Origin of the sequence: Flavobacterium sp. SH_e, from assembly GCF_025717045.1 — a bacterium.
Lineage (GTDB): Bacteria > Bacteroidota > Bacteroidia > Flavobacteriales > Flavobacteriaceae > Flavobacterium.
The window spans coordinates 309,772-324,178 of the sequence record NZ_JAOVZN010000008.1 but is presented as its reverse complement, the minus strand read 5'-3'; the positions used below and the strand labels follow the sequence as shown (position 1 = coordinate 324,178).

At 33.3% G+C, this 14,407-nt stretch carries 13 protein-coding genes; 5 read left to right on the top strand and 8 right to left on the bottom strand.

Annotated features, from left to right (window positions below; translation table 11 throughout):
- Positions 1-2: 2 nt before the first annotated feature.
- The gene (locus OD917_RS19505) at positions 3-497 is read right to left on the bottom strand and encodes an RNA polymerase sigma factor (RefSeq protein ID WP_008462500.1); all 495 of its coding nucleotides are present in this window, start codon (positions 495-497) and stop codon (positions 3-5) included.
- 42 nt (positions 498-539) lie between these two features.
- Positions 540-1,601, bottom strand: a complete 1,062-nt coding sequence (locus OD917_RS19500; RefSeq protein ID WP_263525088.1) for a DUF3810 domain-containing protein — start codon at positions 1,599-1,601, stop codon at positions 540-542.
- Between the two features lie 207 nt (positions 1,602-1,808).
- Between OD917_RS19500 and OD917_RS19495 the strand changes: the two genes are divergently transcribed.
- Positions 1,809-3,269 carry an aminoacyl-histidine dipeptidase gene (locus OD917_RS19495; protein ID WP_263525087.1) on the top strand — a complete coding sequence of 487 codons (1,461 nt, stop codon included), beginning with the start codon at positions 1,809-1,811 and terminating at the stop codon, positions 3,267-3,269.
- A 118-nt stretch (positions 3,270-3,387) separates the two neighbouring features.
- On the opposite strand, the gene OD917_RS19490 is transcribed toward OD917_RS19495, so the two are convergent.
- The 3 genes from OD917_RS19490 to OD917_RS19480 form a co-directional block, all read right to left on the bottom strand.
- A complete protein-coding gene (locus OD917_RS19490) occupies positions 3,388-4,170 on the bottom strand; it encodes a carboxypeptidase-like regulatory domain-containing protein (RefSeq protein ID WP_111286742.1) in 783 nt (260 codons plus the stop codon).
- A gap of 207 nt (positions 4,171-4,377) precedes the next feature.
- Entirely contained in the window at positions 4,378-6,297 is a 1,920-nt protein-coding gene (locus OD917_RS19485) for a DEAD/DEAH box helicase (RefSeq protein WP_263525086.1), read from the bottom strand.
- Positions 6,298-6,500: 203 nt separating this feature from the next.
- The gene (locus OD917_RS19480) at positions 6,501-7,079 is read right to left on the bottom strand and encodes a non-canonical purine NTP diphosphatase (protein ID WP_263525085.1); all 579 of its coding nucleotides are present in this window, start codon (positions 7,077-7,079) and stop codon (positions 6,501-6,503) included.
- A 76-nt stretch (positions 7,080-7,155) separates the two neighbouring features.
- Between OD917_RS19480 and OD917_RS19475 the strand changes: the two genes are divergently transcribed.
- Positions 7,156-8,934 carry an ABC transporter ATP-binding protein gene (locus OD917_RS19475; RefSeq protein WP_263525084.1) on the top strand — a complete coding sequence of 593 codons (1,779 nt, stop codon included), beginning with the start codon at positions 7,156-7,158 and terminating at the stop codon, positions 8,932-8,934.
- Here the strand turns inward: OD917_RS19475 and OD917_RS19470 are convergent.
- Entirely contained in the window at positions 8,915-9,298 is a 384-nt protein-coding gene (locus tag OD917_RS19470; RefSeq protein ID WP_263525083.1) for a DUF2809 domain-containing protein, read from the bottom strand. The genes OD917_RS19475 and OD917_RS19470 overlap by 20 nt on opposite strands.
- 285 nt (positions 9,299-9,583) lie before the next feature.
- Here OD917_RS19470 and OD917_RS19465 point away from each other — a divergent pair, with 285 nt between their 5' ends.
- The 3 genes from OD917_RS19465 (at position 9,584) to OD917_RS19455 (ending at position 11,878) form a co-directional block, all read left to right on the top strand.
- Positions 9,584-10,762 carry a glycoside hydrolase family 88 protein gene (locus OD917_RS19465; RefSeq protein WP_263525082.1) on the top strand — a complete coding sequence of 393 codons (1,179 nt, stop codon included), beginning with the start codon at positions 9,584-9,586 and terminating at the stop codon, positions 10,760-10,762.
- A gap of 6 nt (positions 10,763-10,768) precedes the next feature.
- Positions 10,769-11,176, top strand: a complete 408-nt coding sequence (locus OD917_RS19460; protein WP_263525081.1) for a hypothetical protein — start codon at positions 10,769-10,771, stop codon at positions 11,174-11,176.
- A 270-nt stretch (positions 11,177-11,446) separates the two neighbouring features.
- Complete coding sequence (locus OD917_RS19455; protein ID WP_263525080.1) at positions 11,447-11,878, top strand: hypothetical protein; 432 nt, start codon at positions 11,447-11,449, stop codon at positions 11,876-11,878.
- Between the two features lie 51 nt (positions 11,879-11,929).
- Here OD917_RS19455 and OD917_RS19450 read toward each other — a convergent pair whose 3' ends face one another.
- Both OD917_RS19450 and OD917_RS19445 read right to left on the bottom strand, forming a co-directional pair.
- Complete coding sequence (locus OD917_RS19450) at positions 11,930-13,444, bottom strand: FMN-binding glutamate synthase family protein (RefSeq protein WP_263525079.1); 1,515 nt, start codon at positions 13,442-13,444, stop codon at positions 11,930-11,932.
- 36 nt (positions 13,445-13,480) lie between these two features.
- On the bottom strand, positions 13,481-14,260 hold the full coding sequence (locus tag OD917_RS19445; protein ID WP_263525078.1) for an NYN domain-containing protein: 780 nt from the start codon (positions 14,258-14,260) through the stop codon (positions 13,481-13,483).
- Positions 14,261-14,407: the final 147 nt, after the last annotated feature.

Sequence of the window (14,407 nt, the reverse complement as noted above, 5' to 3'; positions counted from 1 at the left end):
TTTTAAGGATTTAGTATTTTTTTAAGTTTCCCTTTAATTCTGTTCATTTTCACGCGCGCATTCACTTCACTGATTCCTAAGGTTTCAGCTATTTCTTGATAATCTTTGTCTTCTAAATACATAAAAACTAATGCTTTTTCGATGTCATTCAGTTGGTAAACTGCTTTATACATCAGTTTAATCTGTTCTTCCTCTTCATAATTGTAGTCAACATCTTTTACAAAATGCTGATGGTTTTCGTAATCTACGGTAGAAATAGTTCTTTTGGTTTTGCGGTATAGTGTAATCGCGGTATTTAAAGCAACGCGATAAGTCCAGGTCGAAAATTTACTGTCTCCTCTAAATTTTGGATAAGCTTTCCAAAGCTGGATCGTAATTTCCTGAAATAAATCTTTATGAGCGTCTTCTCCAGCAGTATACAACCTACAAATCTTGTGGATTATATTCTGATTTGCCTGCAATTGCGCAACAAATGACTGTTCTAGATTTTCGCTCATAAAAGTATTAGTAGTTATGAAATCATTTTTGTTACAGTTGTACTAAAGTTTTCTTGTTTTATAATAATTAATCATCAAATCTAAAAACTTGCTGTAACTTTCCATTCCGTCTTTTTGATTGTTTGATTTTAAAAATTTGTCATAAAGAAAATAAAAACCATCATCTAGAAAACTATCATACTTTTTACTAAAATCCTGACTTTCTTTGAAGTTTTTTAAAATTCCTGTATGAATTGATTTCTTTAAATGATTAAAAATTTTCTCGTTTTTAAACTTCCAGATTCGTAGACAATAATGTAAAGTAAAACTATAACCAGCATATTTGTAATATAGATTGTCATTTTTTAATGAGGCAAGAACACTAATAAAATTACACTCATTTTCGCTGGCAAAACCGATTTGATGAGCCATTTCGTGTGCTGTGGTTTGCGGAAAATTGTACATTGGAAGCAAATTATTAATTTGAGCTTCGTTTGTAAACGGATTTAAATAACCTCCAAATCCCATGTAAGATAATGGAGTGCTAAATAATGATTTTTTTACGCTTAATGTCTCGTATTTAAAATAAGGATATTCTTTTGCTAGATTATCATAACCATTCAAAATCATATCGAATGAAACTGCCTGAGAGTAAGGGAAAATAATTTTTGAAGTATCATTTTTAGTGATAGCAAATTGGATTTCGTTGGTTTTGGCGATTAATCTTTTTGTAAAAGCATAAAAATCAGCATCAGAATATTCTCTTTTGATTTCCATTTTTTCAGAAAGAGGCTCGCGATAATAATTGAAAGCCCAAAGCAGATGAAAGAAAAAATAAAACACTGAGACTTTACTCAATATTTTTAGAACGTGATTCTTCCAATCTGTTTTCCATGTTTTTCTGATGTTCCAAAACCAACTTATAATGGCTAAAATTAGAAAAGCATAAATGCAATCGCCAAGCGAAAAAGGAATTTTTCCTAAACCTATTCTTAAAAAATGAGAAATTCTAAGGAAGATATTATTGCTGTAAAACCCTTCGACATAATCAGGAAAATATCTCAGGATTCTTAAAAAGATAATCTGAACTAAAAGAAATAATGGAAGTATATATTTTTGTTTCACAATTAAAAATTTGGATACGTAAATATAATTACAAATTTGAGTGATTAAAAAAAGTTTGCCCCGAATTGCACGAATTTTCACTAATTACAAACTTTATCCATTTTAGAGGCATTATAATTTGTGCTAATTGGTGAAATTCGTGGCAAAAAAAGCAATTAAACTTTGTAACTTTGAAGCTCTTAATTGTTAAACGTCAAACAAAATATAATGAGTCAAGAAGTAAGAAATCTGGAGCCAAAAGCACTTTGGAATAAATTCGCAGATCTAAATGCCGTTCCTCGTCCGTCAAAAAAAGAAGAACGTGTAATTGAGTTTATGAAGAACTTTGGAAACAGCTTAGGTTTAGAAACTTTTGAAGATGAGATCAGAAACGTAATCATCAGAAAACCAGCTACACCAGGAATGGAAAACCGTAAACCAATCGTAATGCAAGGGCATTTGGATATGGTACACCAAAAAAATGCAGATACAGTTTTCGATTTTGATACACAAGGAATCGATATGTATGTTGACGGTGACTGGGTTCGTGCGCGAGGTACAACTCTTGGAGCTGACAATGGGTTAGGAGTGGCGACTATTATGGCAATCCTGGAAAGTAAAGATATTCCGCATCCTGCAATTGAAGCTTTATTTACTGTTGACGAAGAAACAGGAATGACTGGCGCTTTAAACTTAAAAGGTGGAATTTTGCAAGGTCAGATTTTATTGAATTTGGATACAGAAGAGGATGATGAAATTGATATTGGTTGTGCTGGAGGAATTGATGTTACAGCTACAAGAACCTATCATGAAGAAGAAGTTCCAGATGGTTCTGTTGGCTATACTATTACAGTAAAAGGCTTAAACGGGGGGCATTCAGGAATGGATATTCATAAAGGTTTAGGAAATGCAAATAAAATCATGAACCGTTTATTATTTGATGCATTTGAAAACTTTGGTTTACAGATCGTTGAAATTAACGGTGGAAGTCTTAGAAATGCAATTCCAAGAGAAAGTGTTGCTAAAGTGATTATTTCTCAAATGTTTGATGAAGCTTATGTTTATGATATGCAGGAAATTATTTCTGACATCAAAGCAGAATATAAAACAACTGAGCCAAACTTATCGATTGAAATCGTAAAAGGTGATTTGCCTGAAAAAGTGATGGATTTAGGAGTTCAAGAAGGTATTATCAGAGCGATCTATGCTGCGCAAAATGGAGTGTATAAAATGAGTGCTGATATGGCAGATTTGGTTGAAACTTCAAATAATATTGCTCGTGTTGTTATTAAAGACGGAGAGATATTAGTAGGATGTTTAACGCGTTCTTCTGTTGAATCTTCAAAATTTGATTTGGCTAATTCGTTACGTTCTGCTTTTGAATTAGTAGGATGCGAAGTTGAACTTTCGGGTTCTTATCCAGGATGGACGCCAAACGTAAACTCTGAAATTTTAGAAGTTTTAAAAGAGATCTACGAAAAGCAAAACGGAGAACAACCAAAAGTTGTGGCTTGCCACGCAGGTTTAGAATGCGGAATTTTAGGAACGAACTATCCTGATATGGATATGATTTCTTTCGGACCAACAATTCATGGAGCGCATTCTCCAGATGAAAGAGCAAGTATTTCTTCTGCTCAAAAATATTGGAAATTTGTTCTTGAGATCTTAGAGAATATTCCAGTTAAATAAAATAGTTTTCAGTCACAGTCTCAGTATTCAGTTTGACACAACTGTAAACTGAGACCGTAAACTGCGACTATAAAAAAATCCCCAATTGAAAAATTGGGGATTTTTTTATAGTAAAATATTAATTTCTTTTCAAAACTTTATACTGTTCGTAACAAGCGCTAATTGCATCCATAATCTGAAGATCATTTGCAGTTTGAATGAATGAATCAGAGTAGTTGCATCGATGCATAATTTCAGGAATTTCGTCTTTGCTGATTCCTAATAATACTGCAACCGTTTCACGATCGTATTTTGATTCTAAAAGTGTTCGGACAGTGTCGTCTTTCTTCATTTCCTTCAGCTTCTTGAGTTCTTTACCATTTTTTCCAAAGAAATTATAAAGCATATCGGCGGGATTAAAAATCGAGCCGAGGACTTTTCCAAAAGCATTTGGTGCATATTCTCCTGCTTCATAACCTTGCGTAAGACCTGAAATGCTATATCGGTAGTTTTCTTTTGTTGGAATTAACTTAGAGTCAATCTCAAGATATCCAGTCAGGGAAAAAGGAGCAATAACAACTTCTTCCAAAGCAATTGCTTTTTCTGTAAGCTGAATTCTCGTCACTTTATTTTTAATCCAGTCATTTGTGACTCTGATTCTTAATGATTGAAATCCAAGAATAGAAAAATGAAGTGTATCGTTGACTTGTACGTCAATTTCAAAATATCCTTTTTCGTCAGATTTTGCACCACGGACTTTATTGGTGTTAATGATGTTTACGCCTGCAAGAGGTTGTTTGCTGTCATCGTTGATAACGTAACCTGAAACTCTTTGTGGAACTGTTGGTTGTGTATCTTGCGTATCTTGCGCAAATCCAAAGTTAGCGAGAAGTGTAAAAAAGAAAACTGCGAAATATTTCATATCCTGATTTAAAGCTCTAAAAGTAGTAAATCGGGATTAAATATTTTGCAGTCTATGAATTTAATTATAAGAAAATTAACAAAGGCTATAGTATTGCTTTTTTGAATTGCAAAACTCATTTAAAGCGAATGAATTCTTGTGTAAAAAAAATCCCAAGTTCCAGTTGTGTTTGGAATTTGGGATTTTGTATTTTAAGAAATTGAATTATTAATCTCTTCTAGATCTTCTTGGTCTTGAGCTGTCGCCAAAGTTTTCTGAACGTCTTGGAGCTCTATCAGAACCTCCATTTTCGTTTCTTGGAGCAGAACTTCTAAAACCGCCTTCTCTTCTTGAAGATGAATTTCTGTCGCTTCTGAAACCTCCATCACGAGATCCGCCTTCGCGTGAACCTCCGTCTCTAGAAGAATTTCTATCACTTCTAAATCCGCCTTCACGTCTTGGAGCGAAGTTTCCATCTCTTCTGTTAGAATCACGTCTTCCTCCACGGTTGTTGTGGTCGCGTCTTCCTCCACCATCATTTTTAGAAATCTCAACATTGATACGACGACCTTCTAATTGTACGTTGTTTAAAACGTCCATTACTTTGTCAGTATGTTGTGGATCTGTGTTAAAGAAAGAGAAACCTTCTTTTACATCAACTTTAAAGATATCATCACGACCTAAGTCTAATGTTTCTTTCAAGTAATCTTTTAATGACATCCAGTCGAAGTTGTCTCTAGAACCAATATTTACGAAATAACGAACAGCTCCGTTATTGTTGAATTCTCTTGGCTCAGAATCTCCTCTTTCACGTCTTTCACCACCAGAAACAGAAATATCTCTGTTCTTTTTGTAGTAAGCAATAAAACGGTTAAATTCTACTGATACCATTTTCTTAATCAATTCTTCTTTAGATAAATCTTCAAGAACGTTGTTGATTGCTGGTAAATAGTTGTCAATTTCGTGATCAACTTCAGTATCTTTAATTTTGTTTGCTAAGTGCAATAATTGAATTTCGCAGATTTCGATTCCAGATGGAATAGATTTTTCTTCGAATTTTTGTTTGATGATTCTCTCAATAGAAGAAATTTTACGTAACTCACTTTTTGTAACGATTACAATAGAAGTACCTAATTTTCCAGCTCTACCAGTACGGCCAGAACGGTGGTTGTACGTTTCAATTTCGTCAGGTAATTGATAGTTAACAACGTGAGTTACGTTATCAACGTCAATACCACGTGCAGCAACGTCAGTAGCAACAAGCATCTGAATTTGTCTTCCACGGAAAGATTTCATTACGCCATCACGTTGTGCTTGAGATAAATCTCCGTGTAACGCAGCAGCACTATATCCATCTTCAATTAACTTCTCAGCGATAGCTTGCGTGTCTCTTTTTGTACGACAGAAAACTACAGAGAAAATATCTGGATTAGCATCAGCTAAACGTTTTAAAGCTTCGTAACGGTCACGAGCATTTACTAAGTAAAATTCGTGAGAAACTGTAGATGAACCTGAGTTTTTAGTTCCAACAGTAATTTCTAATGGTTCGCTCATGAATTGTTTTGCAATTCTAGCAACCTCTTGTGGCATTGTTGCAGAGAACAACCATGTGCTTTTTTCATCTGGAGTGTCTGATAAAATAGATACAATGTCATCATAGAACCCCATGTTTAACATTTCATCAGCCTCATCAAGAACACAGTAATCTATGTTTTTAATGTTTACTAAACCTCTGTTAATCATGTCTTGCATTCTTCCTGGAGTTGCCACAATAATTTGTGCACCTCTCTTTATTTCTCTTGCTTGTTCTGTTATACTAGCTCCTCCGTAAACTGCTACCACATTAATACCTTTTTCGTATTTTGAGTAGTTTTTAAGTTCGTTAGTAATCTGTAAACATAACTCGCGTGTTGGCGATAAAACTAATGCTTGTGTATTTCTGTTGTCGGCATCAATTTTTTGAATTAGCGGAAAACCGAAAGCTGCCGTTTTCCCTGTCCCTGTTTGAGCCAACGCAACCATATCCGTGTCTTTTTCCAATAATAGGGGAATCGCCTTTTCCTGTACCTCTGACGGATTTTCAAATCCTAGATCTAAAATCGCCTTCAGTAACGATTCATTCAATCCTAATTGTTCAAATTTATTCATATGTGTTTTAAAATAGGGTGCAAAATTACTGCTAATTATTCAGATAAACTAATGCAATTTTAAGAATTATGTATTTCTTATGATTTGATTATCAAAAAGTTACGTTTTTGTTGAAATAAATTTTTCTATTAAATGAAGAAAAATGCAAAAAAACACGTCGGAAAATGTAAAATTTAGCTACTAAAATGTTGTATTTTAAACAATTATTTTGTGGTGCTCAGAAAATCAATGAGTTGCTTTACTGCTTTTCCACGATGACCTATAGTGTTTTTGGTCTCTAACGGCAATTCGGCAAAGGTTTTGTCAAAGTTTTCAGGTTTAAAAACCGGATCGTATCCAAATCCGTTTGTTCCTGTTTTAGTTAAAGTGATTTCTCCTTTAGCAATTCCAGTAAATAGATATTGTTTTCCTTTAAGGTTTAAAGTGATAACGGTCTTGAACTGAGCGCTTCTGTTTTCTTTGTTTTTTAATGCTTCCAGCAATTTATTCATATTATCATCAGCATTTTTTTGTTCGCCGGCATAACGAGCAGAATAGACGCCAGGTTCGCCATTTAAAGCATTTACTTCTAAACCTGTGTCGTCTGCAAAACAATCATAACCATATTTTTGAGTAACATAGTCTGCTTTTAAAATCGCATTTCCTTCAATTGTATCAGCTGTTTCTGGAATATCTTCTAAACAATTAATATCTTCTAAACTTAATATTTTGATGCTTTCAGGAAGCATACTTTGAATTTCGGCAATTTTATTTTTGTTGTTTGAAGCGAAAACGAGTTTCATAAAATTAATGTTTTTAAATGATTTCAACACAAATTTAGAATTCTTATATTTGATATGTAGCCTAAAAGTAAAATAAATGCAATTATCGGTTTTATATAAAAAAATCCTGCCTTTTGTAAAGCCCTACAGAAAAATGGTAATTGCAACTTTACTGTTAACTTTCTTGGGGTCGTTTGCAGCACAGGTAAATGCTGTGATTTTAAAATATACTGTAGATACGATAAATAATTTAATGGTAGCGCATGAACCTCTCTCAAAAGGATTTCATTTACTCGGAATTATTAGTATTGTGTTGTTAACTAAAGAATTGGTTAATTCGGTTGTGCAATTTGGGCAGAAATTTTATGGCGAAAAGCTCCGTATTTTCATTACGCGTGACATTTCTCAAACCATAGTAGAAAAAATTCTAAGCTACCGAATGGAGTTTTATACTTCGGATGAAAATGAAAGTGGAAAACTTCAAACTAGAATTGATGCGGGGATTAGCAGTTTAACACGTTTGGTTCAAAACTTTTTTATTGATATTCTGCCATTATTCGCAAACGCTTTTGTGGCTTTAGTAATTATGTTTTATGCTAATGTTTATGTGGGTTTGGTAAGTTTATGCATTATTCCAATTTACTTTTACATCAGTCAATTACAGGCGACTAGATTAAGCGGATTCCGACGAAGAATGCGTAAGTATCGCGAAACTAAAAACAACGGAATCATCAGTTTAATTGAATCGATAACGGTAATTAAATCCTTTGTACGCGAATCAACAGAAGCAGATCGTCATGAAAAGATACAATTTGAAATGACCGAAAATCAGCTGGAAACCAGAAAGACTAGTTTTATTTTTGAAAGCATTAAAAGTTTTGTCGAGCAGATAGGAGTAGTAATTATCATTATCCTGACCGCTTATTTCGTTTTAAATAATCAAATGACAATTGGAGCCATTATGTTTCATATAATGTTGTTTAATAATGTTTCGTCGCCAATTAGACAATTGCATCGCATTTATGATGAAGTAAACGACGCTTTGATTTATTCGGAAGGGTTCTTTGATATTTTAGAAGCAGAGCATGAAACAGAAACTAGCGGTAATTATATCCCAGAAAAAATTGTTGGATTAATAGAAGTGAAAAATGTAGATTTCGTATATCCAAATGGAACTCAAGCACTTTATGATATTAATTTTATAGTAAAACCAAATGAAACCACAGCTTTGGTGGGATTAAGCGGAGCTGGAAAAAGTACGATTATTAATTTATTGGATAAATTCTACTTGCCCTCGTCAGGTCAGATATTTTTGGATGGAGTTGATTTGATTGAATACAATACAGATTTTCTGCGTAAAAATATTGGCTTGGTACTTCAGAAGAATCACATTTTTAAAGGTACAATTGCAGAGAATATTTTATACGGAAAACCTGAAGCTTCGCAAGAAGAAGTTATTGAAGCCGCAAAACAAGCTTATATTCACGAACAAGTTATTCAACTGCCAAAAGGTTACGATTCTGATGCACATTTGCTTTCAGGCGGACAACAACAAAGAATTGCAATTGCGAGATTATTTCTCAAAAATCCACCAATCATTTTCCTCGATGAACCAACGGCAAGTTTGGATGCTATAGCAACAGAACAAATTAAAAAGTCTTTAGATGCTATCAAAAAAGATCGAACTGTAATTATAATATCCCACAGTATTTCTCAGATTATTGATGCTTCTAATATTATCGTTTTAGAAAAGGGGAAATGTGTAGAAAAAGGAACTCACGATGAATTATATGATAATAAAGGAACATATCATCAAATATTCATGGCGATGGCCAATAGTTTGAATATTGATAAAATTACACAGACTTTCGATTGAAAAAATTTAAAACAATTTGCTCTAAAATGAAAGCTGAAAAAGTTCCAAAAGTGTAAGCCAAGATATCCGACCATAAAAATCCCTGACCTAAAACATATCTTCCAAAAAGTGTTTTTCTGATTTCAATCATCCATTCGCCTTGATACAGTTGTAAAAACTCAATTCCGTAACAAATCAATAAAGAAAGCAACGCAATTCCGAAAGCATTTTTAAACGGAAGAAATATTCGAACTAAAAAATAAATCATAACAGCATATAGGAAATCTCCAATCCATAATGGAATAAAAGATGTTTTTCTTGAAAGGATTCCGAAGAAAATTATGCTTAGAAAAATTGCGAAATAGTAGATTCTGGTTTTGTTCAAGTTGAGATGGGGTTTTAGTTAAAGCAAATTTATATGAAATTTTTAAAAGAAATTAAGCCTCGTTTGTCATTCCGAGGAACGAGGAATCACACTAGAAATTTCATAGTGAAATTCTCCAATCTTTGTCGAATACTTGTGTGATTCCTCGTTCCTCGGAATGACAAACTAGATCGAAGGTTTTAGAATAAGGTAATCAATAATACATTTTTAGGTGTCAAAAAATACAAAACCAAAATAGATTTATTTTATTTCATAAATTTATCGATTAAACAAACTATCGACCACATGAATACAAAATTTTTCACCCTGATTGCCGCATTGTTTCTTTTAGGAAATCAAGGTTATTCTCAAAAAGACAAAACGTTTAACATAAAAAAACAGCTAGATTATTGCGCAGAGCAAGCTTCTAAAACACTACAGGTGATTCCAAATGATGGAACTTCGCCTAGAACAATTCCCAATGGAAGTAAGGAATGGAAATTTGTAGGCTACAAAGATTGGACAAGCGGATTTTGGCCTGGAGAATTATGGTTTTTGTACGAAGCAACAAAAGATAAAAAATGGGAAAAAGAAGCTGATAAATTCAGTCGTTTTTTAACGCCTTTATCAGTCACTAAAGCCGCAGACCATGATTTGGGATTTCAGGTTTTCAATAGTTTCGGAAACGGATATCGATTAACAAAAAACAAAGAGTATAAAGAAATTATTCTTAAAACCGCAGATACACTTGCAACACTTTTTAATCCAAAAGTAGGAACAATCCAATCTTGGCCCCACAATAAAATGGGCGGTCATAATACGATTATCGACAATATGATGAATTTGGAGCTTTTGTTTTGGGCTTCAAAAAACGGAGGGAACAAAAAACTATATGATATTGCTGTAAAACATGCCGAAACCACAATGGCGAATCATTTTAGACCAGATAACACTTCTTATCATGTTATAATTTACGATTTCGAAACCGGAAAAAAAATAAAAGGAAGAACAGCGCAAGGGTATAGCGACGATAGTATGTGGGCACGTGGTCAGGCATGGGCAATTTATGGTTTTACAATGACGTATAGAGAAACAAAAGACACTAATTTTTTAGATTTTGCTCATAAGCTAGCAAGAGTTTATTTGGATAAATTAACAACAGAAGATCTGATTCCGTATTGGGATTTTAATGCGCCAAATATTCCTAATGAACCTCGAGATGCTTCTGCAGCAGCAATCGTTTCTTCGGCACTTTTAGAATTAAGTTCGTACACAAAAGATAAGAATTTAAAAGCTGAATACCTAACAAAAGCTAAAAAGATGATTATGTCGCTTTCAGATCACTATCAAAGTCGTGATGTTAATTCAGCGTTTTTATTGCATTCTACAGGTCATAAACCTGCAGGAAGTGAAATAGATTGTTCTATAAATTACGCAGATTATTACTATCTTGAGGCATTATTAAGACTTCAGAAATTAAAATAAAAAATTATGCTAAAGAAAATAAGCCAAATTGCCTTTGCAATAATGATGGTGTTAATGCTTATAAGCTGTAAAAACACCAAACAAAAACTCCAAGAATATGTTGTTACATATAATAAATCAATTGCTCCAAGTTTTAGGGCAGAAAATGTAACAATTACGACTGCAAGAGGTTATATCAATGACGATAAAATTGAACTGCGATTTGAGACAGATTTAGAGCAAAATGAAGCTAATAAATCGGCGTCTGTAATTTCTTTTCCTAAGTTGATAAAATTGATGATTGATAAAGATCAGATTCCAAGACAATTAATTGAAGAAGGAGTTCGATTTGATGTTTATTTTCTAGCAAATGATAATACAGTTTTAGATAAAGAAGTGCTCACTGGCGAATCTCTAAAAGATTTTTTGAAATAACAGATTTAGTTTTTTTTTTTAAACAAATCATTTTAATTCTTACATATTAGAAGTCTCTTTATAATTTATTTAAAGAGGCTTTTTTTGTGTTTATGGCTAAAAATTAAGTATAAAATAGACGTTTTTATTCTTACAAATATTTGTTTTTTTTGAGGGGGTAATAGGCTTGTATTCAGAGAATTGTATATGCGTTTTCTGTAATTGAATGTTGTTTTTTTGTTGTGAATTAGTTATGTTTGAGTTAAAAATAACTATTAAAACCAAAAATTTATGAAAAAAATTACCCAAATCGCATTTGCGTTTGCTTTTGCATTATTTTTAATTAGCTGTAAAAATACCAAGCAGAAAATTCAGGAACACGTAAGTAATTACAATAATTCATCTTCGATAAAAGGGAATGGTATTACTAGTACAACAGCAAAAGCTTTTCTAAACGATAATAAGATTGAAATTAGAATCGAAACCAATTTAGAAGAAAATGATGCAAATAAATTAGCCTACAAAGAATCTTTTCCTGCTTTATTGAAAGACATGATTAAGAACGATCAAATTTCTCCATCTCTTATCGCAGAAGGAGTGAAGTTTGATGTTTATTTCTTGGCTTATAACAATGTTATTTTAGCTCAGCAATTAGTTGATCAGGAAGAATTAGCGGTTTTAGAAGGAACCTCTGAACCAAACAAGGAAACAGCAAAATTATAATTGAAATATGGATTTTAAATGAAAAGCCTCTTCTTACGAAGAGGCTTTTTGTTATGAGAATTGAGTAACGTTTGTCAAGTTATCTGGGAAATACTGATCAGATAAATTGGCAAATTCATCACCTCGCATGAAAATATTGATATCTACATCTGCGAAGCTGCTTTTTCCTGCAGCTGCTAAAAGCTCATTTGCAGCGTGAAGCGTATTTTTATGAAAGTGATATACGCGTTCTGATTTGTCAGTAACAACTAGACCTTTCATAAGCATTTTGTTTTGAGTGGCAACTCCAGTTGGACATTCGTTGTTATGACATCTTAAAGCCTGAATGCATCCAAGAGAAAACATAAATCCACGGGCGCTGTTACACATATCCGCACCCAATGCAATTGCATGTAAAATAGAATAACCAGAAATAATTTTTCCGCTTCCAATGATTCGCATTTTATCACGAATACCTAAACGCACCAAAGTTTTATTGACAAAAATTAATGCCGGTTCAAAAGGCATTCCAACTCCATCTGCAAATTCAAGCGGAGCAGCGCCAGTTCCACCTTCAGCACCATCAACGGTAATGAAATCTGGATAGATATCTTCATTAATCATTTCCTGACAGATGGCTTCAAATTCAGCAGTATTTCCAATACACAATTTAAATCCGATTGGTTTTCCGTTAGATAAATCACGTAATTGTTTAATAAAATGGACTAATCCCTTAGCATCAGAAAAAGCGTGATGTCCAGGTGGAGAAAGAATCATTGTGTGTGGTACAACACCTCTAATTTTAGCAATTTGTTCTGTGTTTTTTTTAGCAGGAAGAACACCTCCATGACCGGGTTTTGCTCCTTGTGAAAGCTTAATTTCGATCATTTTTACATTTGGAAGATTGGCTTTTTCTTTGAAGTTTTCTGGACTGAAATTTCCTTCCGCATCACGGCAACCAAAATATCCAGTTCCAATTTGCCAAGTAATATCTCCGCCTCCAGCAAGATGAAATTCAGTTAATCCGCCTTCTCCTGTATTTTGGTAGAAATTTCCTTTTTTTGCACCAATATTAATGGCACGAACGGCGTGTTCACTCAACGAACCAAAACTCATTGCCGAAACATTAAATAAAGAAGCTGAATAAGGTTGTTTACAATCTTTTCCGCCTACTAAAACGCGAGGCAATTCGTCGTTTACTTTTGCAGGGAAAATAGAATGTTTGATCCCTTCGTAATTTTCTGTATTTAAGTTTAACTGAGTTCCAAAAGGCGTGCTCGAATCAATATTTTTTGCTCTTTGATATACCAATGAACGTTGGTTTCTAGAAAAAGGCTTTCCATCTGTAGATCTTTCGATAAAATATTGCTGAATCTCAGGTGCAATCATCTCAAACAAATATCTGAAATAACCCAAAACTGGAAAGTTTCGTAAAATAGCGTGTTTTTCTTGGAGAGCATTGTAGATTCCAACAACTAATAATATAGGTAGAATAATAATTAATAAAAATCCGCGCTCGGTGTAATAATAAATTGCGGCAACAAGTACAAACAATAAGAATCCGTAAATAAAGAATTTTTTTCTCATGTTTTAAAAAAATTAAATAGGTAATAAATGCGATAATTAGTTGAATCTTAAACGTACATAAACGTGTTTGATTCCTTTTTTGTCTGATTCTCTTTCGTCAATTTCCAAAATATCAGTTAACGATTTCAGCATTGGAGTCAGTTTAGAAAAACCATAATTTCGAGGGTCAAATTCAGGTTTTTTCTTCACGATTAAGTTCCCGACATCTCCAAGAAATGCCCAGCCATCATCATCTTCAATATCTTCAATCGTAGATTCGATAAGCTCAATGGTTTGTTTGTCAATTTTATGAAGTGCTTTTTCAGCAGGTTTTTCAACCGGTTTTTTGGTATCTGCGGCTACAGCTTTTGGCTTTTTCTTTTGCGTTGCGCCATCCAAAACTTCAATATAAATAAATCGGTCGCAGGCTACAATGAAGGAGTTTGGTGTTTTCTTTTCTCCGATTCCAATTACTTTCATTCCTGATTCACGAAGTCTTACGGCAAGTCTTGTAAAATCACTATCGCTGGAAACAATACAGAAGCCGTCTAATTTGCCCGAATAAAGCAAATCCATTGCATCAATAATAAGAGCAGAATCTGAGGAATTTTTTCCAACCGTATAACTGTATTGCTGAATAGGAGTAATGGCATGCTCTAATAAAACAGCTTTCCAGCCATTTGCATTTGGCTTTGTCCAATCGGCATAAATCCTTTTCGTCGTTGGTGTTCCTAATTTTGCAATTTCTTCCATCATGCCTTTTACATTGCTATATGGCACATTGTCTGCATCAATAAGAACTGCCAGTTTTAAATCTTTTGAATTGCTTAAAGGCATTTGTTAAATATTTAAAATTTAATACTCTCAAAGTTAAAATTAAAATTGGTTTTTATAAGAATTGAGTGATGAATATGTGTAATCATTGGCACTAATTAGTTTCATTATAAATAATATTTGGTCTTTGTAAAAATAATTAAAGATAAA

Bases quoted from the DNA above. Each gene is read 5' to 3' on its own strand.
- OD917_RS19505 (WP_008462500.1), bottom strand. From the start codon at position 497: ATGAGCGAAAATCTAGAACAGTCATTTGTTGCGCAATTGCAGGCAAAT.
- OD917_RS19495 (WP_263525087.1), top strand. From the start codon at position 1,809: ATGAGTCAAGAAGTAAGAAATCTGGAGCCAAAAGCACTTTGGAATAAA.
- OD917_RS19490 (WP_111286742.1), bottom strand. From the start codon at position 4,170: ATGAAATATTTCGCAGTTTTCTTTTTTACACTTCTCGCTAACTTTGGA.
- OD917_RS19485 (WP_263525086.1), bottom strand. From the start codon at position 6,297: ATGAATAAATTTGAACAATTAGGATTGAATGAATCGTTACTGAAGGCG.
- OD917_RS19480 (WP_263525085.1), bottom strand. From the start codon at position 7,079: ATGAAACTCGTTTTCGCTTCAAACAACAAAAATAAAATTGCCGAAATT.
- OD917_RS19475 (WP_263525084.1), top strand. From the start codon at position 7,156: ATGCAATTATCGGTTTTATATAAAAAAATCCTGCCTTTTGTAAAGCCC.
- OD917_RS19465 (WP_263525082.1), top strand. From the start codon at position 9,584: ATGAATACAAAATTTTTCACCCTGATTGCCGCATTGTTTCTTTTAGGA.
- OD917_RS19460 (WP_263525081.1), top strand. From the start codon at position 10,769: ATGCTAAAGAAAATAAGCCAAATTGCCTTTGCAATAATGATGGTGTTA.
- OD917_RS19455 (WP_263525080.1), top strand. From the start codon at position 11,447: ATGAAAAAAATTACCCAAATCGCATTTGCGTTTGCTTTTGCATTATTT.
- OD917_RS19450 (WP_263525079.1), bottom strand. From the start codon at position 13,444: ATGAGAAAAAAATTCTTTATTTACGGATTCTTATTGTTTGTACTTGTT.
- OD917_RS19445 (WP_263525078.1), bottom strand. From the start codon at position 14,260: ATGCCTTTAAGCAATTCAAAAGATTTAAAACTGGCAGTTCTTATTGAT.